This window comes from Sphingomonas sp. 22R3R2A-7, from assembly GCF_036856055.1.
GTDB lineage: Bacteria > Pseudomonadota > Alphaproteobacteria > Sphingomonadales > Sphingomonadaceae > Sphingomonas.
This window is the reverse complement of the sequence record NZ_JASPFR010000001.1, coordinates 2,047,388-2,066,303: the sequence shown is the minus strand read 5'-3', so window position 1 is coordinate 2,066,303 and position 18,916 is coordinate 2,047,388. Positions and strand designations below refer to the sequence as shown.

The 18,916-nt window shown below is 68.0% G+C and carries 14 protein-coding genes and 3 pseudogenes; 9 read left to right on the top strand and 8 right to left on the bottom strand.

The annotated features are described in order from the left end of the window. Nucleotides 1–498: 498 nt before the first annotated feature. Nucleotides 499–1,764, bottom strand: a complete 1,266-nt coding sequence (locus QP165_RS09765; RefSeq protein WP_056017751.1) for a NupC/NupG family nucleoside CNT transporter — start codon at nt 1,762–1,764, stop codon at nt 499–501. Between the two features lie 102 nt (nt 1,765–1,866). Between QP165_RS09765 and QP165_RS09760 the strand changes: the two genes are divergently transcribed. The 6 genes from QP165_RS09760 to QP165_RS09735 all read left to right on the top strand — a co-directional run bounded on the left by QP165_RS09760 (nt 1,867) and on the right by QP165_RS09735 (nt 6,125). After that, nucleotides 1,867–2,562, top strand: coding sequence for a queuosine precursor transporter (locus tag QP165_RS09760; protein WP_333995447.1), 696 nt, complete (start codon nt 1,867–1,869; stop codon nt 2,560–2,562). 148 nt (nt 2,563–2,710) lie between these two features. Beyond that, nucleotides 2,711–3,628 (top strand): acetylglutamate kinase, encoded by a 918-nt coding sequence (gene argB / locus QP165_RS09755; protein ID WP_056017745.1) that lies wholly within the window; start codon nt 2,711–2,713, stop codon nt 3,626–3,628. A gap of 397 nt (nt 3,629–4,025) precedes the next feature. Continuing rightward, complete coding sequence (locus QP165_RS09750; protein WP_056017741.1) at nt 4,026–4,328, top strand: YggT family protein; 303 nt, start codon at nt 4,026–4,028, stop codon at nt 4,326–4,328. Beyond that, nucleotides 4,325–4,621 carry a DUF167 domain-containing protein gene (locus tag QP165_RS09745; RefSeq protein ID WP_333995445.1) on the top strand — a complete coding sequence of 99 codons (297 nt, stop codon included), beginning with the start codon at nt 4,325–4,327 and terminating at the stop codon, nt 4,619–4,621. Before QP165_RS09750 ends, QP165_RS09745 begins: the two co-directional genes overlap by 4 nt. Nucleotides 4,622–4,632: 11 nt before the next feature. Then, entirely contained in the window at nt 4,633–5,508 is an 876-nt protein-coding gene (folD, locus tag QP165_RS09740; protein WP_333995444.1) for a bifunctional methylenetetrahydrofolate dehydrogenase/methenyltetrahydrofolate cyclohydrolase FolD, read from the top strand. Next, entirely contained in the window at nt 5,505–6,125 is a 621-nt protein-coding gene (locus tag QP165_RS09735; RefSeq protein ID WP_056017732.1) for a MarC family protein, read from the top strand. Before folD ends, QP165_RS09735 begins: the two co-directional genes overlap by 4 nt. Nucleotides 6,126–6,334: 209 nt before the next feature. Here the strand turns inward: QP165_RS09735 and QP165_RS09730 are convergent. Further along, nucleotides 6,335–8,123, bottom strand: a pseudogene (locus QP165_RS09730) (AcrB/AcrD/AcrF family protein). A gap of 89 nt (nt 8,124–8,212) precedes the next feature. Here QP165_RS09730 and QP165_RS09725 point away from each other — a divergent pair. After that, the gene (locus QP165_RS09725; protein ID WP_333995443.1) at nt 8,213–8,638 is read left to right on the top strand and encodes a GtrA family protein; all 426 of its coding nucleotides are present in this window, start codon (nt 8,213–8,215) and stop codon (nt 8,636–8,638) included. Between the two features lie 16 nt (nt 8,639–8,654). Then, complete coding sequence (locus QP165_RS09720) at nt 8,655–9,383, top strand: class I SAM-dependent methyltransferase (protein ID WP_333995442.1); 729 nt, start codon at nt 8,655–8,657, stop codon at nt 9,381–9,383. Nucleotides 9,384–9,427: 44 nt separating this feature from the next. Here the strand turns inward: QP165_RS09720 and QP165_RS09715 are convergent, their stop codons facing one another. The 4 genes and pseudogenes from QP165_RS09715 to QP165_RS09700 form a co-directional block, all read right to left on the bottom strand. Beyond that, nucleotides 9,428–9,730 (bottom strand): hypothetical protein, encoded by a 303-nt coding sequence (locus QP165_RS09715; RefSeq protein WP_333995441.1) that lies wholly within the window; start codon nt 9,728–9,730, stop codon nt 9,428–9,430. A gap of 406 nt (nt 9,731–10,136) precedes the next feature. Beyond that, nucleotides 10,137–11,129, bottom strand: a complete 993-nt coding sequence (locus QP165_RS09710; protein ID WP_333995440.1) for a glycosyltransferase family 2 protein — start codon at nt 11,127–11,129, stop codon at nt 10,137–10,139. Nucleotides 11,130–11,321: 192 nt separating this feature from the next. Continuing rightward, nucleotides 11,322–13,132, bottom strand: a pseudogene (locus QP165_RS09705) (DUF885 domain-containing protein). Nucleotides 13,133–13,673: 541 nt separating this feature from the next. Continuing rightward, entirely contained in the window at nt 13,674–15,794 is a 2,121-nt protein-coding gene (locus QP165_RS09700) for a RelA/SpoT family protein (RefSeq protein WP_333995439.1), read from the bottom strand. Nucleotides 15,795–16,011: 217 nt separating this feature from the next. Here QP165_RS09700 and QP165_RS09695 point away from each other — a divergent pair. Beyond that, nucleotides 16,012–16,475 (top strand): annotated as a pseudogene (locus QP165_RS09695) (winged helix-turn-helix transcriptional regulator). Between the two features lie 6 nt (nt 16,476–16,481). On the opposite strand, the gene QP165_RS09690 reads toward QP165_RS09695, so the two are convergent. Together QP165_RS09690 and QP165_RS09685 are read right to left on the bottom strand one after the other, a co-directional pair. Continuing rightward, nucleotides 16,482–16,910, bottom strand: coding sequence for an acyl-CoA thioesterase (locus tag QP165_RS09690; protein WP_333995437.1), 429 nt, complete (start codon nt 16,908–16,910; stop codon nt 16,482–16,484). Between the two features lie 417 nt (nt 16,911–17,327). Then, nucleotides 17,328–18,536: an LL-diaminopimelate aminotransferase gene (locus QP165_RS09685; RefSeq protein WP_056017712.1), complete on the bottom strand. Its 1,209-nt coding sequence runs from the start codon at nt 18,534–18,536 to the stop codon at nt 17,328–17,330. Nucleotides 18,537–18,916 lie beyond the last annotated feature (380 nt).

Below are 18,916 nucleotides of genomic sequence, written 5' to 3'. Positions count from 1 at the left end.
CGCGCGCTGCGCTGGCGGGGTGACGGGGGTGGGGGATGTGTGCGCCCCTCGCCGTCATCCTGGGCTTGACCCAGAATCCAGGGTTACGGTGCGTGGCGCTGCTTGGCTCTGGGTCCTGACTTTCGTCAGGATGACGGGTGGGGTGGGGTTTCGCGCCTCACTTGCCCTCACCCTCCCACGCTTCGCGTGGGCCCCTCCCTCTCCCCCTGGGGGAGAGGGGTTTGGCGCTCACCGTCATCCTGGGCTTGACCCAGAATCCAGGGTTACGGTGCGTGGCGCTGCTTGGCTCTGGGTCCTGACTTTCGTCAGGATGACGGGTGGGGTGGGGTTTCGCGCCTCACTTGCCCTCACCCTCCCACGCTTCGCGTGGGCCCTCCCTCTCCCCCGGGGGGAGAGGGGTTTGGCTCTTCGTCATCCTGACGAAAGTCAGGATCCAGGGTTATGGCGCGTGGCGCTGTTTGGCTCTGGGTCCTGACTTTCGTCAGGATGACGGGGTTTTCAGCTGATCAGGAGGCCGGCCAGCGCGGCGGACATGAGGTTCGCCAGGCTGCCCGCGGCGAGCGCGCGGAGGCCGAGTTTGGCGATCATCGGGCGCTGGTTGGGGGCGAGGCTGCCGGTCACCGCCATCTGGATCGCGATCGAGGAGAAATTGGCGAAGCCGCACAGCGAGAAGGTGATCACCGCGATCGTCCGCGGGCTGAGCCCCGTCTGCGTGCCGAGCGAGATATAGGCGACGAATTCGTTCAGCACGATCTTCTGCCCGAACAGCCCGCCGGCGATCCCCGCCTCGCTCCACGGCACGTTCAGCAGGAACATGATCGGCGCGAAGACATAGCCGAGCAGACCCTGGAAGCTCAGCCCCGGCAGCCCGATCATGTTGCCGAGCCCGCCGAGCAGGCCGTTGGCGAGCGCGACCAGCGCGACGAAGGCGAGCACCATCGCGCCGACCGCGACCGCGAGGCGGACGCCGGTCTGTGCGCCCTGCGCGGCGGCCATGATCAGGTTCGCGGGCTTTTCCTCGTCATGCGTCGCCTGCGGCATGGGTTCGCCCGCGGACGATTCGCCGGGCAGGTCGCCGAGCGCGAGTTCGCCCTCGGGCGGCGTGACGCGGTCGGGCATGATGATCTTCGCCATCAGGATCCCGCCGGGCGCGGCCATGAAGCTGGCGGCGAGCAGATAGTCGATGCGGATCCCCATCGAGGCATAGGCCGCGAGGATCGTCCCCGCGACGCCCGCCATGCCGCTGGTCATCACGGTGAAGAGCTGCGCGGGGGTGAGGCCCGCGAGATAGGGGCGGATGACGAGCGGCGATTCGCTCTGGCCGACGAAGATGTTCGCCGCCGCGCAGAGCGATTCGACCTTCGACACGCCGATCACCTTCTCGATCCCGCCGCCGACCCAGCGCACGACGAACTGCATGATGCCGAGATAATAGAGGATCGAGACGAGGCTGGCGAAGAAGATGATGACGGGGAGCGCGGCGATCGCGAAGCTCTGGCCGCCGATCTCGGGGGTCGCCATCTTGCCGAACAGGAATTCGGTGCCCTTTTGCGAATAGCCGAGCAGATTGGCGACGCCGCCCGACATGCTGCCGAGCACGACCTTGCCGAAGCTCGAATAGAGCACGAGGATCGCGATGCCCGCCTGGAGCGCGAAGGCGGCGCCGACGATCCGCAGCCGGATCGCGCGGCGATCGCTCGAGAGCAGCACGGCGATGCCGAGGATGACGGCGATGCCGGCAAGGCCGATGACTAATCTTTCCATGGACGCCCTTGCGCTCTTTTCGAATGTCACACGCGGCCCCCCGGCAGCGCAAGCGAGCGACATGACACGGGAGGATGGTCGTCGCCAGTGAATTGCGGGGAGGTGTTTGACGCCGCGCGTGTTTTCGCTAGCGTCCCGCGCGATGACTATCCCCCCAATCCGGCGCCCGCCTTTCCGCGCTCGCTCTTCGTCTTCTCGGTCCTTTACGGCGGCATGGTGTGCATCGCCGGCGTGCTGGGGGTGAAGCAGGTCGCGCTCGGGCCGCTCGCGGTCGAGGCGGGGATCTTCGGGTTCCTGCTGCTCGTCGTGCTGAGCAGCGCGATCTCCGAGCTGCACGGGCAGAAGACCGCGACGTTCCTCGTGCGGCTGGGGTTCATCCCCCTGCTGGTGTCCGCGGCGCTGATCCACCTCGTGCTCGCGCTGCCGCACGATCCGGGGATGTACCCGCCCGCGATCGAGGCGTTCCCCATCGTCGTCGGGCAGAGTTCGCGGATGATGATCGCGGGGCTGATCTCCTACGGCATCTCGCAGACGCTCAACGTGCTGATCTTCGCCAAGCTGTCGGGGCAGGTCGGGAGCGGCGCGGGCAAGCTGGTGTGGCTGCGCGGGATGATCGCGAGCATCGTGTCGCAGGTGATCGACACGATCCTGTTCATCACGATCTCGTTCCTGGGCGAACGCCCGATCCTCGCGCTGATGGAGGGGCAGATGCTGACCAAGGTCGTGCTGTCGATCGTGCTGGTGCCGTTCATGATCACGTTCTTCGTGGGGCTGGGGCGGCGGCTCGACCGGGTTTGACGCGGTCCGTCATCCTGACGAACGTCAGGATCCAGGGTCGCGGACGGTGACGCTGCTTGGCTCTGGGTCCTGACTTTCGTCAGGATGACGGAGTTGGCGATGCGCGGTCCTGCTTTCGCTAACCCCTCGCACTGGCTAAGGGGGCGCGATGACCGATCATACGCCCGATCCCGCCCTGCTCGCCAAGGCCGAGACGCTGACCGAGGCGCTGCCCTATCTGCAGCGTTATGCCGGCAAGACCTTCGTCGTGAAATATGGCGGGCACGCGATGGGCGACCCCGAGCTGCAGCGCGATTTCGCCGAGGACATGGTGCTGTTGAAGGCGGTCGGGATCAACCCGGTCGTGGTGCATGGCGGCGGGCCGCAGATCGGCGCGATGCTCAAGCGGCTCGGGGTCGAATCGCGGTTCGTCGACGGGCTGCGCGTGACCGATGCGGAGACCGCGCAGATCGCCGAAATGGTGCTGGCGGGTTCGATCAACAAGGAAATCGTCGGCTGGATCGGCCAGGCGGGCGGCCGCGCGGTCGGGATCTCGGGGAAGGACGCCGGGCTCGTCCTCGCGCAGAAGGTCGGCCACGGGCGCGAGCCCGACAAGCTGCAGGGGATCGAGCGGCATGTCGACCTGGGGTTCGTCGGCGAGCCGATCGCGGTCGACCGGACGATCCTCGACACGCTGATCAAGGCGGACATCATCCCGGTGATCGCGCCGATCGGTATCGGGGCGGACGGGCATACGTACAACATCAACGCCGACACGATGGCGGGCGCGATCGCCGCGGCGATGGGCGCGGCGCGGTTCTTCCTGCTGACCGACGTGGTGGGCGTGCTCGACAAGCAGGGCGAATTGCTGACCGATCTGGATCCGGCGAAGATCGCCGAGCTGCGCGCCGACGGGACGATCACGGGCGGGATGATCCCGAAACTCGAGACCTGCGTCGCCGCGGTCGGGTCGGGGGTCGACGCGGCGGTGATCATCGACGGGCGCGTCCCGCACGCGATGCTGCTCGAGATCTTCACGAAGCAGGGCGCAGGGACGCTGGTGAGCGCGAAGGGCGGCGCGCGGTAGGGGGCCTTCTTCCGTCATCCTGACGAAAGTCAGGATCCAGAGCCATGGGGGACGCCGCCCGTAACCCTGGATCCTGACTTTCGTCAGGATGACGGGGTTGGGGCAGGGGGGTGCTCTTCTTTCGTCATCCCGGGGTTGACCCAGGATCCAGGGTTACGGGGGGGTGACGCTGCTTGGCTCTGGATCCTGACTTTCGTCAGGATGACGGGGTTGGGGCAGGGGGTGCTCTTCTTTCGTCATCCTGGGCTTGATCCGGGACCCAGGGTTACGGGGGGTGACGCTGCTTGGCTCTGGGTCCTGACTTTCGTCAGGATGACGGGCGGGGTGTTTGCGGTGCGGGGTTCTCGTTGTCGTTCGGCTGCCTTATATCGGGGGTACACCAGCGGAGACCCTTGCCTTGCTCGCCCTTCTTCAGATCGTCCAGTTGCTGCTCAACCTCGTCTGGTGGGTGATCGTCATCCAGGCGATCCTGTCGTGGCTGATCGCGTTCAACGTCATCAACACGCACAGCGATTTCGTCCGGTCGGTGTGGAACGCGCTGCAGCGGATCACCGAGCCGATGTACCGGCCGATCCGGCGGATCCTGCCCGATTTCGGCGCGCTCGACCTGTCGCCGCTCGTCGTGCTGCTGATCCTGTACATCCTGCAGAACATCGTCGTCCCCAACATCGCGCAGAGCCTGCTCGCTCCGACGCTGTGAACGAGGCGGCCGCCTGGCGCGTCGTCGACGGCGGCTTGGCGATCGCGGTCCGCGTGACGCCGCGCGGCGGGCGGGACGCGCTGACGGCGGGGACGCCCGAGCATCTTGCCGCAAGGCTCGCGGCGGCGCCCGTCGATGGCGCCGCGAATGCCGCGCTGATCGCGCTGGTCGCCCGGCGGTTCGGCGTGGCGAAGCGCGCGTTGCGGATCGTCGCGGGCGAGACCGCGCGGCTCAAGCGCCTGCATGTCGCCGGCGACACGCCCGCGCTGGCGGAAATCGCCGCCGGTCTTTAAGGACCGCGGGCATGAGCGCGACCATCATCGACGGCAAGGCCTTCGCCGCCGGCCTCAGGGCCCGTATCGCAGACGGCGTCACCGCCTTTCGGGCGGAGGCGGGGCGTGCGCCCGGGCTCGCCGTGGTGCTGGTCGGCGAGGATCCCGCGTCCAGCGTCTATGTCCGCTCGAAGGGCAAGGCGACGCGCGAGGCGGGGATGGAGAGCATCGAGCACCGGCTGCCCGCCGACGTGCCCGCCGAACAGCTGCTCGCACTCGTCGGGGCGCTGAACGCGGATCCCGCGATCGACGGCATCCTCGTCCAGCTGCCGTTGCCCAGGCATATCGACGAGCAGGCGGTGATCGCGGCGATCGATCCCGACAAGGACGTCGACGGGTTTCATCCGATCAACGCGGGGCGGCTCGCGACGGGGCTGCCGGGGTTCGTGCCGTGCACGCCGTTCGGCTGCGTGCTGTTGCTGAAAAGCGTGCTGCCGAGCCTGAGCGGGCTCGAGGCGGTGGTCGTCGGGCGGTCGAACATCGTCGGCAAGCCGATGGCGCAGCTGCTGCTGCGCGAGAGCTGCACCGTGACGGTCGTGCACAGCCGGACGAAGGACGTGCCCGCGCATGTCCGCCGTGCCGATATCGTCGTCGCGGCGGTCGGCATTCCCGAAATGATCAAGGGCGACTGGCTGAAACCCGGCGCGACGGTGATCGACGTCGGCATCAACCGGACCGAGACGGGGCTGGTCGGCGATGTCGACTTTGCGAGCGCGGTCGCGGTCGCGGGTGCGATCACGCCGGTGCCGGGGGGCGTCGGGCCGATGACGATCGCGTGCCTGCTCCGCAACACCCTGGTGTCCGCAGGCCGCCGCGCGGGCGTTGCGATCGACGAGGCCGCGCTGTGATCGAGCTGTTCGTCTCGTCGCTGATCACGTTCTTCGTCGTCATCGATCCGCCCGGCTGCGCGCCGATCTATGCCGGGCTGTCGGCGAGCGCATCCGCGGCGCAGAAGCGCGCGATGGCGATCCGCGCGGTCGGCGTGTCGGCGGCGATCCTGTTCGTGTTCGCGCTGTTCGGCGAGGCGTTGCTCAAAGGGCTGGGGATCAGCCTGGCCAGCTTCCGCATCGCGGGCGGGATCATGCTGTTCCTGATCGCGCTGGAAATGGTGTTCGAGAAGCGCACCGAGCGCCGCGAGGATCGCGCCGCCAAGGTCGCGAGCGACCCCGAGGCGGAGGACGTCTCGATCTTCCCGATGGCGATGCCGATGATCGCGGGGCCGGGGTCGATCGCGTCGGTTATGCTGTTGATGAGCCGCAACAGCGGGCTCGAGCGCAGCCTCGTCGTGCTGGGCGCGATGGTGACGATCCTGTTGCTGACGCTGGCCGCGCTGCTCGCGGCGGGGCCGATCATGCGGATCCTGGGGGCGAAGATCGAGGCGGTGATCACGCGGCTGCTCGGCGTGCTGCTCGCGGCGCTGGCGGTGCAGTTCGTGCTCGACGGGGTTTCGGCGGTGATGCGCTAGGCTGGGCAGGCGTCCGTGGTGCGCCGATTGCCGTCATTCTGACGAACGTCAGGACCCAGAGCCAAAACCGACTGCGCGTGTAACTCTGGGTCCTGACTTTCGTCAGGATGACGGGGAGGTGCCCCTTCTTCGTCATCCTGGGCTTGACCCAGGATCCAGGGTTACGTGTTTGGCTCTGGGTCCTGACGTTCGTCAGGATGACGGGTGCGTCAGTCGACCTTGAACAGCCGCAGCGGGGAGTTGCGGGGAGGGGAGCGGGGTGAGCCAGGCCGGGACCTCGTTTTTCGCCATCCGCGCGTAGAAGCCGTTGGGGCTGCGCGCCTTGTAGTTGGTCGATTCCGCCGCGTTGGGGCAGAGCAGCAGCAAGGTCGCGCCGTGGCGCTTGATGATCGCGTGCGCCGCGTCAGGGCTGCGGCCGAAGGCGTGCTGGACGTCAAGGATCGCCGCGCCGTTGCGGTGGTAGGGGCCGGCGATCGCATCATGGTGCGTGATCGTGATCAGCCGCGGGCCCATGTCGACGAAGGTGAAGACCGTCTGCGCGGGGTATTTGTTGAGCGCGAGCAGCACCGTCGTGCGCAGGCAGTTGCCCGTCGCCATGTTGACGCGCTTCTCATACGCCTTGGGGCGGCCGACGGGGACGTATTTGAGCGCGATCCCGACGAAGAACCCCGAGATGATCACCATCGCGCCGACCGTCCCGAACACGCGGACGAAGACCGAGCGGTGGCCGAGCAGCCAGGGCAGCACGAACCAGGCAAGCGCGACGATCCCCGGCACCGCGAGCAGCTGCGCCGCGGGGCCCGCGCGGACCTGCCACAGCAGCATCGCCGCGGCGAAGGTCGTGAACAGCGCGACCGCGACCCAGCCGATCGCGCGCCGCTCGCGCCGCGCGCGCCACGCCGCGACGAGCGCGCCGATCAGCCCGATGATCGGCAGCGTCGCGAGCGCGACCCCGGTCCGCCAGCTATGCTTGTAGATCGGCTTCGCCTCGCGGACATTGTCGAGCCAGTTGCGCTGGAGCTCGGGCGAGACGCCCTCGGGTCGGGCGAGGCATTGCGGGAACATCAGCGCGAAGCCGATCACGATTCCCGCGCCCGCCGCGACCGCGAGCGCGAGCCGCGCGCCGCGCGACGCAGGTCCGAAGCGGGCGAGGAGGAAGAGGAGCATGCCCGCCGCGATCATCACGCTGAGCCACACGGGGGTCAGCGCGTCGCAGCGCATCGCCTGGTTCGCGTTCGAGGCGAACAGCGCGAACCCCAGCGTGCTGCCGCCGCCCAAGGTCAGCGCATAGACCGCGAGCCGCGGTGCCTCGGTGCGGTCCCACACCCAGCGCAGGCCGATGATCGCGCCCGCCATCGCGGCATAGGGGAGGAGCTCGAGCCCGATCGAGAGCGACACCGCACTCGCGATCCCGACGAGCGCGCCGCCGCGCCGCGCCTGCGGATCGCAGAGCCCGGCGAGCGTGAGGCTGAGCATCGCGAGCTGCCAGCCGTGATGATCGATGCGTTCGGGCATGTACATCAGCATCGTCGCGGTCGCGCCGACGAGGAAGACGATCGACAGCGGCCAGGCATAGGGGTGGACCAGCCGCCGCACCGTCGCGCCGATCCCGAGCATCGCGATCGACAGCGGCAGCAGCGGCGCGATCCCGCAGGCGAGCCGCTCGGCCCAGCTGTTGCTCGTGAACAGGCGGAAGAACAGGATCAGCCCCGCGATCGGCAGGTCGACGATCCGGCTCCAGTGGATGTCGAACCCGACGGGCGGGTTGAGCCGGTACTGGCGCAGATCGTACCAGCCCTGACCGCCGAGCCATGCGCGGACCTGCATCAGCCGCATGTTGTCGTCGGTGTCGCCAAGCGACAGCCAGCGGACCTGGCCCCAGCGGTCGAACACCGACCACGCCGCGACCCCCACCCATGCGATCAGCGTCAGCGCGATCCAGTGCCGGTCGAGCAGGTCGAGCCACCGCTGCCGTGGGGACTGTTGGGGCTGATCCAAAACGCTTTCCTCCTGACCGCGCGCGGACTAATGCGCGGGGCTATCGTGAGCGCCGCTGTATCGACGCGCGTACAAAGAACAAGGCGGGCATGCAGGCGATCAGGCGACAGATGGACCAGATGCGGGCGAGCGGCGTGCTCGGCCAGCTCCTCCGCTTCGGGATTGCGGGCGGGCTGTCGAGCGTGATCTATTCGCTCGTCTATCTGCCGCTGACCAAGTTCGTGTTTCCGCCCGAACAGGCGGTCGCGGCGGTCCCGTTCGCCTTTGCGGTGGCGGTGACCGCGGGCTATTTCCTGCACAGCCGGTGGAGCTTCAAGGGGCATGCCGCCGAGCCGGGCGGGGCGAAGCACGTCAAGTTCGTGCTGGTGCAGGGGACGGGGCTCGCGCTCAACGCGCTGATCACCTGGGTGGGGACCGCGTTCCTCCATCTGCATCCCTGGGTGCCGCTGGTCCCTGCGGTGTTCCTTGCGGCGATCGTGACGTTCGTGCTCAACCGCTTCTGGGTATTCTCTTGATTATGGCCGATTGCTGATGGACCGCATCGTTTACGACCGGATGGCCGCGCATGATTCCACGCATTGGTGGTACCGCGCGCGCCGCGACATCCTCGCGGATTATCTGACGCGCTATGGCGGTTTGCCCGCGCAGGCGAAGATCCTCGAGATCGGCTGCGGGACGGGGCATAATCTGCCGATGCTCGCGGGGTTCGGCGAGATCGACGCGATCGAGATCGACCCGGCGGCGCGCGAGATCGCGAGCGCGCGGCTCGGCAAGCCGGTCGGGGCGGCGCCTTTGCCGGAGCTGCCGGGGGTGCCGCGCGGGCATTACGACCTGATCGCGGTGCTCGATGTGGTCGAGCATATCGCGGACGACGTCGCGGCGCTGAAGGCGATGGCGCAGTGCCTCGCGCCCGGGGGCAAGATCCTGATCGCGGTGCCTGCGCACCAGTGGCTGTGGAGCGCGCACGACACGGTCAACCATCACCACCGGCGCTATTCGAAGACGACGCTGAAGACGGCGATCGCGGCGGCGGGGCTGAAGCCCGACAAGCTCGGCTATTTCAATTCGCTGCTGTTCCCGCTGGCGGCGGCGGCGCGGATCGCCGGGCGGCTGTCGGGTCGCGACGACAGCGACGACTCGCCGCCCGCCAAGCCGCTCAACGCGCTGTTCGAGCGGATCTTCCGGCTCGAGCGGCATCTGGTCGGGCGCGTGCCGATGACGCCGGGGGTTTCGATCGTGACGCTGGCGGTGCCGGGGTAGGGTTTGGGCGCGTTTGGTGGATGTCTGGGTTTGGTGGGAAACGGTCACTCGACATCGCTGTGTTCAAACACCAGCTTATCATCCGCATAGCAATAGATTGGAACACCACCAATCGACCCCGGAGTGAGTTGCAGACTGACGCAATCGCGATCTGGAAACCTCATCCAGCCAACCAGCCGGTTTTCCATCGCGCGCGTGGGCGTCTCTCGGTTCTTAAGGCTCCAGCGCTGAATAGCGTCCTTAACTATCGGCTGGTCGGCGTAGCGGCTACTTTTCCAAGCTGCTGGATCGGTCTTTTTCAGCGCCTCGTGGCGCTCACCAACCACGTATCCAGTGACGAACGCCACTGCAGAGCAGGTAATGCTTGTCACTAGAAGAGGAAGCATTCGTGCCATGACCAAGATGGTCGCACGGTGATGCCACGTCCGCAACTGGGCGAAAGCGGCGCCTTTTGTTCATTCGCCCTGAGCGCAGTCGAAGGGTGTGTGCGGGGGCGGTGCTTCGACTTCGCTCAGCACGAACGGGGGGTGGGGCGGCGCTGCGGTTGGGTGTGGTTCGCACGCGACGTATCCTCAATTCCTCCCCGGCGTTGGCCGGGGTCCAGTTGGAGACCGTCGTGACGGCGGTTGCGCCTCGTTATTCTGGCTATCCCATTTGGGCCCCGGCCTTCGCCGGGGTGGGGGCTTTCCGAGACGTCGGCTTGCTGGGTTCGCCCCACCCCGACCCCTCCCCTGAAGGGGAGGGGCTTTTTGGTTACGTAACGGGGGTTTCCGTGGGTTCGGCGCGGAAGCCGAGGGTGGCCTTGCCCTGGATGGGGCCGGCGATGTCGGCGACGATGTAGAGCGGGCGGCGTTTGGATTCGACGTACAACCGGCCGAGATATTCGCCGATCATGCCGAGCACGAACATCTGCACCGCGCCCAGAAACACCGTCACCAGCATCGTCGAGGTCCAGCCCTGCACCGCGCTGCCAGAGAGCCAGCCGATCGCGATGTAGACGAACAGCAGCAGCGAGACGCCGGTGAGCGCGAGGCCGGCATGGCTGGCGAAGCGCAAGGGGGCGGTCGAGAAGCCGGTCATCGCGTCGAAGGCGAGCCGCATCATCTTGGCGAGCGGATAGTTGGTCTCGCCCGCATGCCGCTCGGCGCGGTCATAGGCGAAGGGGACCTGGCGGAAACCGATCCAGGCGACCATGCCGCGGATGAAGCGCGCCTGTTCGGGCAAGGAGAGGAACGCGTCCAATGCGCGCCTGCTCATCAGCCGGAAATCGCCGGTATCGACCGGGATCGGCGTGTCGGTCATCTTGGTCAGCAGCCGGTAGAAGGCGGCGGCGGTGGCCTTCTTGAACACGGTCTCGCCCGCGCGCTGGCGGCGGACCGCGTAGACGACGTCGGCCTGCTGCTCGGCCATCGCGGCGCGCATCTGGGGGAGGAGCTCGGGGGGATCCTGGAGATCGGCATCGATGATCAGGATCTGCGCGCCCGCGCACAGGTCGAGCCCGGCGGTGAGCGCGAGCTGATGCCCGTGGTTGCGCGACAGGTTGATCGCGACGAGCCGCGGATCGGCGGCGGCGAGACGCTGCATCACCGACCAGCTGTCGTCGCGCGAGCCGTCGTTGATCAGGACGATCTCGTAATCGTCGCCGACCGCGCTCTGCGCCGCTCCCGAGATGCGCGCGTGGAGGAGGTCGAGGCACGCGGCCTCGTTGTAGCAGGGGACGACGACGGAGAGCGCGGGACGGTGCATGCGGGGTCTTTAGCCGGGTGTGCGGGCGGCGTCATCGTCGGATATTCGGTCTCGATCCTCCCCCGCCAGGGGGAGGTGGCGCCGTAGGCGACGGAGGGGGAGGATAGGGGGACCTCGGTGAGTTCGTCCCTTTCCTCCCCCTCCGAGCCGCAAGGGCGGCCCACCTCCCCCTTGCGGGGGAGGATTTATTGGTCAGGCCTTGGCGAGGGCCGTCGCGCGGGCTTCGACGAGGCGTTCGAGGATCGTGAGGGGGACGGCGCCGTCGCGCAGGACTTCGTGGAACTGCTTCACATCGAACTTGTCGCCCAAAATCTTCTTCGCGGTGTCGCGCGCGCGGAGCCAGCTGATGTGGCCGAGCTTGTAGCTGCACGCCTGGCCGGGCATCGTGCAGTAACGCTCGATCTCGCGCTGCGAGCGGGGGCGGGCGAAGCCGACGGTGTCGACGAAATAGTCGGTCGCCTGTTCGCGCGTCCAGCGCTTGGCGTGGAGGCCGGTGTCGGCGACGAGCCGCGCGGCGCGGAAGAGGAAGGACTGGAGATAGCCGGCGCGTTCGATTCCGCCGGCATAGCCGCCGAGCTCGTCGGCGAGCTGTTCGGCGTAGAGCGCCCAGCCCTCGACATAGGCGCCGAAGAACGAGAATTTGCGCAGCAGCGGCGTGTCGAGCCCGGCGACGAGGCTGAGCTGGAGGTGATGCCCCGGCACGCCCTCGTGATAGGTGAGCGAGGGGAGCGTGTATTTGGGCCAGTCGGCGACGCTCTTGAGGTTGATGAAGTAGATCGCCGGGCGCGAGCCGTCGAGCGCGGCGAGCCGGTAATAGCCGTTCGAGGCGCCGTCCTGGATATCGGTCGGGACCGCGCGGATCTGGAGCGGGGCGGACGGCGGGTCGATGAACGCGCGCGGGAGCTTGGCCTGCATCGCGGCGAGCCCGGTGTTGAGCCCGGCGATCAGCTCGGTGCGGCCCGCCGGCGTGTCGGGATAGAGCTGTGCGGGGCTGGCGTTGAGTGCGGCGAGCCGCGCGCCGATGCTGCCCTTGGTCAGGCCCTGCGCCTTGAGGATGGTGTCGAGTTCGGCGCTGATCTGCGCGACCTGCTCGAGGCCCAGTTTGTGAACCTCGTCGGGGGTGAAGTTGGTGGTGGTCGCCTGCGCGAGCGCGGCGGCGTAGATCGCGTCGCCGCCGGGGACCGCCCAGAGCCCCGCCTCGGGGCGCGCCTTCGTGCGGAGCTGTTTCACGAGCGCGATCTGGCGGTCGAGCGCGGGATAGACCTTGTCCGTCACGAGCGCAGTGGCGCGGCGATCCCAGTCACCGGTCAGCCCGGCCGCCCTGGTGCGCGTCGCGACCGAGGTGACGAGGCCGCTTTGTGCGGGCGCGGGGGCGCGGAGTGCCGCCATCTGGCCGAGTGCGAGGTCGAGCGAGAAGCCGGGGGCGACGAGGCCGCGTTTCGCGCGCTCGGCCTGCGTCGCGGTGTCGCCGTCGAGCGCGGTCGCGAACGCGGCGAGGCGCGCGCAATAGGCGTCCGCGTCGGCGGCGGTCTTGATGACGTGCGCGCTGTCGAGGAAGTCGGGGACGTCGAAATAGGCGCCGTCCTGCTGGCTGATGACATAGGGGTTGGTGGGCGAGCCGACCCCGAACCGCTTGGCGGCGGCGCGCTGCTGGTTCTGTGAATAGAGCACGACCTCGCGGTTGAGGCGGCCGGCGTCGGAGAGCGTGGCGGGGGGACGGCCTCGATCTGCGCGATCGCGCGCGTGGTGCGCGCGAGGTTCGCCCGGACCGCGCCGGGGGTGTAGTCGCCGAGCCGGCTTTTCAGCGCGGCGTTGGCGCCCTTGTCGAGCCCGAGCTGCGTGGCGAATTCGGGGGCGTATTTGAGGTTCGCGTCGAAGATCGAGGTCAGCAGCGCGTCGAGCTTCGCGTCGCCGGGGGTGGCGCCCGCGGCGAGGGCTGCGCGCGGGACGAGGGCGAGCGTGGCGAGCATGCTCGCGGACGAGAGGAAGGCGCGACGGTTCATGTGATGGGTCCCCCGGGGTGTTGGGGGGATAGTAGCCGGGGAATTGTGCGGGGCAAGCGGGGGGTGTCGTCGTCATCCCGGGCTTGACCCGGGATCCAGGGTTGCGGGGCGGGGCACTGCTTGGCTCTGGATCCTGACTTTCGTCAGGATGACGGGGGGCGGGGGCGGCCCTCCTTCTTGTCATCCTGGGCTCGACCCAGGATCCAGAGTTGCAGGGCGTGGCGCTGTTTGGCTCTGGATCCTGACTTTCGTCAGGATGACGGGGGGTGGGGGCGGCACTCCCTTCTCGTCATCCTGGGCTTGACCCAGGATCCAGGGTTGCGGGGGCGTGGTGCTGCTTGGCTCTGGGTCCTGACTTTCGTCAGGATGACGGTGGGGTGGGGGTGGCACTCCCCTGCCGTCATCCTGGGCTCGACCCAGGATCCAGGGTTGCGGGGGCGTGACGCTGCTTGGCTCTGGGTCCTGACTTTCGTCAGGATGACGGCGGAGGGGGGACGGGACGGCGGTTGCGGCGCGGACGGGGGCGGAGGACGCCGGCGGGTTACACGCGTTCGACGGTGTTGACGGCGTCGGCGGCGCGGAGGCCGGCCATGAGGCGCATGAGTTGCTGGACGTCGTGGACCTCGACGTCGATCTCGTTGGTGTGGAAGCTGGTGTCGCGCGTGTCGAGGCGGAGGTTGATGATGTTGGCCATGTGCGTGCCGATGATCGACGCGACCACGCCGAGCGAGCCGGGTTCGTTCTTGACCATCACCGAGATGCGCGCGACCGCGCCCTCGGTCTTCTCGCCCCAGGCGACGTCGACCCAGTCGGTCTCGTTCTCGGTCCGCTCGGCGAGTTCGGCGAGCACGCGGCAGTCGATCGCATGGACCTCGATCCCCGCATCGGGGCGGCGCAGCCCGACGATGCGGTCGCCGGGGACCGGATGGCAGCAGATGGCGAGGTCGTAGGCGACCCCGGGCGTCAGTCCCTTGATCGAGATCGCGCTCGATTGCGGCGCGACCGCGTGGCCGAGATCGGCACCGGTCGAGCCGGGCATCAGCGCCTCCATCACCTGTTCGTCGGACACGGTGCGGCGCGCGATCGCGACCATCAGCGCGCCCTCGTCGGCGATCTTGAGGCGTTTGAGCGCATGCTCGGTCGCGTCCGCGGCGATCTGCGCGGGGAGCCGCGTGACGATGTCGTCGAACAGCGTGCGGCCGAGCGATTCCTGCTCGACGCGCTCCTTGTGGCGCAGGTGGCGGCGGATCGCGGCGAGCGCCTTGCCCGTTGTCGCGACGTTGAGCCAGTGCGGTTGCGGCGACTGGCCCTTCGAGCGCAGGATCTGCACCTGGTTGCCGTTCTCGATCACCGTCGACAGCGGCACGACGCGGCCGTTGATCTTCGCGCCGACCGCCTGGTCGCCGAGATCGGTGTGGACCGCATAGGCGAAGTCGATCGGCGTCGCGCCCTTGGGGAGCTGGATCAGCTCGCCCTTGGGGGTGAAGGCGAAGATGCGGTCGGCGTACATCGCCATCCGCGTGTGTTCGAGCAGCTCCTCGGGGCTTTCGGCGGTGTCGAGGATCTCGACGAGATCGCGGATCCAGCTGACCTGATGCTCGCCGCCGCCGATCGTCTGGCCGCCGCTCTTCTGCTTGTACGCCCAGTGCGCGGCGAGGCCGAATTCGGCCTGCGCGTGCATCGCCTCGGTACGGATCTGGATCTCGATCCGCGCATTGTCCGCATGGATGACGCTGGTGTGCAGCGAGCGATAGCCGTTGCGCTTGGGCGTCGAGATATAGTCCTTGAACCGGCCCGGCACCATCGGCCAGCGCTGGTGGATGATGCCGAGCGCGGCGTAGCAGTCCGCCTCGGTCGGCACGATCGCGCGGAACGCCATCACGTCGGACAATTGTTCGAAGCTGATATGGCGTTCGGACATCTTGCGGAAGATCGAATAGGGGTGTTTTTCGCGCCCCGACACGTCGGCCTCGATCCCCGCGCGCGACAGTACCAGCCTGAGCCCCGACGCGATCTTGGCGATGCGGTTGCCGTCGCCGTTCTTGAGCTGCTCGAGCCGGCGGTTGATCGATTCGGAGGCTTCGGGCTCGATCTGTTCGAACGCGAGCGTCTGCATCTCGCGCATGAACTCGTACATGCCGATCCGCTCGGCGAGCGGCGCGTAGATGTCCATCGTCTCCTTGGCGATGCGACGGCGCTTCTCGGGCTTCGCGATATGATGCAGCGTGCGCATGTTGTGCAGCCGGTCGGCGAGCTTGACCAGCAGCACGCGGATATCGTCGGACATCGCGAGCAGGAACTTGCGCAGGTTTTCGGCGGCGCGTTCGTTCTCGGTCTGCGCCTCGATCTTGCTGAGCTTGGTGACGCCGTCGACGAGCCGCGCGACCGACGGGCCGAACAGCCGCTCGATCTCCTCGGGCGTGGCGACGGTATCCTCGATCGTATCGTGGAGGATCGCGGTGGCGATCGTCTCGTCGTCGAGATGCAGGTCGGTCAGGATCCCCGCCACCTCGATCGGGTGGCTGAAATACGGATCGCCACTGGCGCGTTTCTGCGACCCGTGCGCCTGCATCGAGAACACATAGGCACGATTCAGCAGGGCCTCGTCGGCATCGGGATCGTAATCGAGGACTCGATCGACGAGTTCATATTGGCGCAACACGATTGCTAGATGGGGCCGCAACGCGCCGCTTTGCAATCAAAAGCGTCAAGTCAGTGTGATCGAGCGGCTAGATTGCGGAGCTTTGTGGCGGCGGGGGCGGCGGCGGGGGAGGCGCGCATTCCGTCGCGTCGCGGAATGCGGTACGGTCGGCGGCCGACGCGACCACCGGGGGGCCATCCGGGGGCAAGATCGGGGGGCGGGATCGGGGGAGACGATCATGGGGCGATTGCGCGAGCCTTTGAGGGAATGCAGCCTGCCCGCGGCGCTCGAGGCGATGGGCGAGCGCTGGTCGTTCCTGATCCTGCGCGCGGCGTTCAACGGGCTGCACCATTTCGAGGAGCTCCAGTCCGAGCTCGGGATCGCGCGCAACATCCTCGCCAACCGGCTCGCGCGGCTGGTCGATCACGGCATCCTCGCGCGCGAGCGGATGCCCGACGATCGCCGCAAGATCGCCTATGCGCTGACCGAAAAGGATTTGCGCTGCTGCCGACGATGGTCGCGCTGCGGCAATGGGGCGAGCGGTGGGAGACGCGCGTTCCGGCGTTCCCGATCCTCGTCGATACGCGCGACCGCCGGCCGATCGCCGCGGTGGCGGTGCTGGCGCATGACGGGCGCGTGCTGGGGCGGGGCGACCTGATCTGGGCGCTGCCGGGGGACGTCGCGGACGATCCCGCCGCCTGACGCGGGTCAGCCGGCGGTCGGCAAGCCCGCGATGTGCGCGCGGATCGCGTCGGGGAGCGGCGCGGGGCGACCGCTCGCGAGGTCGACATGGACGCTGACCATCGTGATGACGGTGTGCAGTGCGCCGGTGTCCGCGTCGACGAGCTCGAAGCGCTTGGTGAGGCTCGACGTGCCGACCCGGTCGATCCGGACGAACGCCTCGATCGTGTCGCCGAGGCGGAAGGGCCTGAGATAGTCGATCTCGGTGCGGCGGACGTTGAATTCGGTGTCCGCCCAGCCGGGGACCGCGGCGGCGATCCCCGTCCAGTCCCAGAAGTCGGTGACCGCGACATCGGCATATTCGAGATAGCGCGAGTTGAAGACGATCCGCTGCCCGTCGATCTCGGCGTAGCGGACGCGCAGGCGCGTGGAGAAGACGAAGCCGGGGCGGGTCATGCGCGGGGGATGGCGGGGGCGGGGGTGGCGTCAAGGTTGGGGGGGGCACGTCGTCATTGCGGGTCTGGCCCGGGACCCGGAGTGGCGGGGGTGGTGCTGCTGGGCTCTGGATCCTGACTTTCGTCAGGATGACGGGGTGGGGGTGTCGTTCTCCACGCCGTCATCCTGGACGTGATCCAGGATCCAGAGGGGCGGGCGGTGGCGCTGCTTGGCTCTGGGTCCTGACTTTCGTCAGGATGACGGGGTGGGGGTGTCGCTCTCCCTCGTCATCCTGGACTTGATCCAGGATCCAGGGCGGCGGGCGGTGGTGCTGCTTGGCTCTGGGTCCTGACTTTCGTCAGGATGACGGGGTGGGGGTGTCGTTCTCCACGCCGTCATCCTGGACTTGATCCAGGACCCAGAGCAGCGGGCGAGGCGTCAGCCGGTGCCCTGGGCGGGGGTGTTGACGCCCATGCTCTGGAGATAGCGTTTCACGTTGCGTGCGGCCTGGCGGAGGCGTTGCTCGTTCTCGACCATCGCGATGCGGACATAGCCCTCGCCATTCTCGCCGTAACCGACGCCCGGCGCGACCGCGACATGCGCGTGCGTGAGGAGCTGCTTGGTGAATTCGAGGCTGCCCAGGTGCGCGAGCGCGGGCGGGAGCGGCGCCCAGGCGAACATCGAGGCGCGCGGCGAGGGGATGTCCCAGCCCGCGCGGCCGAAGCTCTCGACGAGCACGTCGCGGCGCTTGTGATAGAGCTCGCGGTTGCGCGCGACGATATCCTGCGGGCCGTTGAGCGCGGCGCAGGCGGCGGCCTGGATCGGCGTGAACGCGCCGTAATCGAGATAGCTCTTCACGCGCGTCATCGCCGCGATCAGCGTCTTGTTGCCGACGCCGAACCCCATCCGCCAGCCCGCCATCGAATAGGTCTTGCTGAGCGAGGTGAACTCGATCGCGACGTCCTTGGCGCCGGGCACCTGGAGGATCGAGGGGGTCGGCTTGCCGTCGTAATAGAGCTCGGAATAGGCGAGGTCGGAGATCACCCAGAGCTCGTGCTTCTTGGCGAACGCGACGACGCGTTCGTAGAAGGCGAGGTCGACGACTTCGGCGGTCGGGTTGGAGGGATAGCCCATCACGAGCACGCTCGGGCGCGGCACGGTGAACGCCATCGCGCGCTCGAGGCTTTCGAAATAGGCCTCGTCGGGGGTGGTCGGGACCGCGCGGATCGTCGCGCCGGCGATGATGAAGCCGAAGGTGTGGATCGGATAGGACGGGTTGGGCGCGAGCACGACGTCGCCGGGCGCGGTGATCGCGGTGGCGAGGCTGGCGAGCCCCTCCTTCGATCCCATCGTGACGACGACCTCGGTCTCGGGATCGACGTCGACGCCGAAGCGGCGGCCGTAGTAATTGGCCTGCGCCTTGCGGAGGCCGGGGATGCCCTTCGACTGCGAATAGCCGTGCGCGCTCGGCTTGCGCGCGACCTCGACGAGCTTTTCGATGACGTGCTCGGGGGGCGGCAGGTCGGGATTGCCCATGCCGAGGTCGATGATGTCCTCGCCGCCCGCGCGCGCCGCCGCCCGCATCGCGTTCACTTCGGCGATGACATAGGGTGGCAGGCGTTTGATGCGGTAGAAGTCTTCGGACATGACGGACCCCAGCTGGAGGAAGCGCCGCTGTACCGTATGCGGCGGGGGCCGTCATCCGCCGCGTGCGTGCGATTTTCGATCGTCGTCGTGATGGTTCTCCGTCGTCATCCTGACGATCCTTCGTCGTCCTCCTGACGTTTCTTCGGCGTCATCCTGACGAAAGTCAGGATCCAGGGTTGCAGGGGGCGGCGCTGTTTGGCTCTGGATCCTGACTTTCGTCAGGATGACGGGGTGGGGTGGGGGCGGCTCTCTCCTCCCGTCATCCCGCGCTTGACCCGGGATCCAGGGTTGCAGGGGGTGGCGCTGCTTGGCTCTGGGTCCTGACTTTCGTCAGGATGACGGTGGGGGTGGGGCGGCTCTCCCCTCCCGTCCCGGGCTTG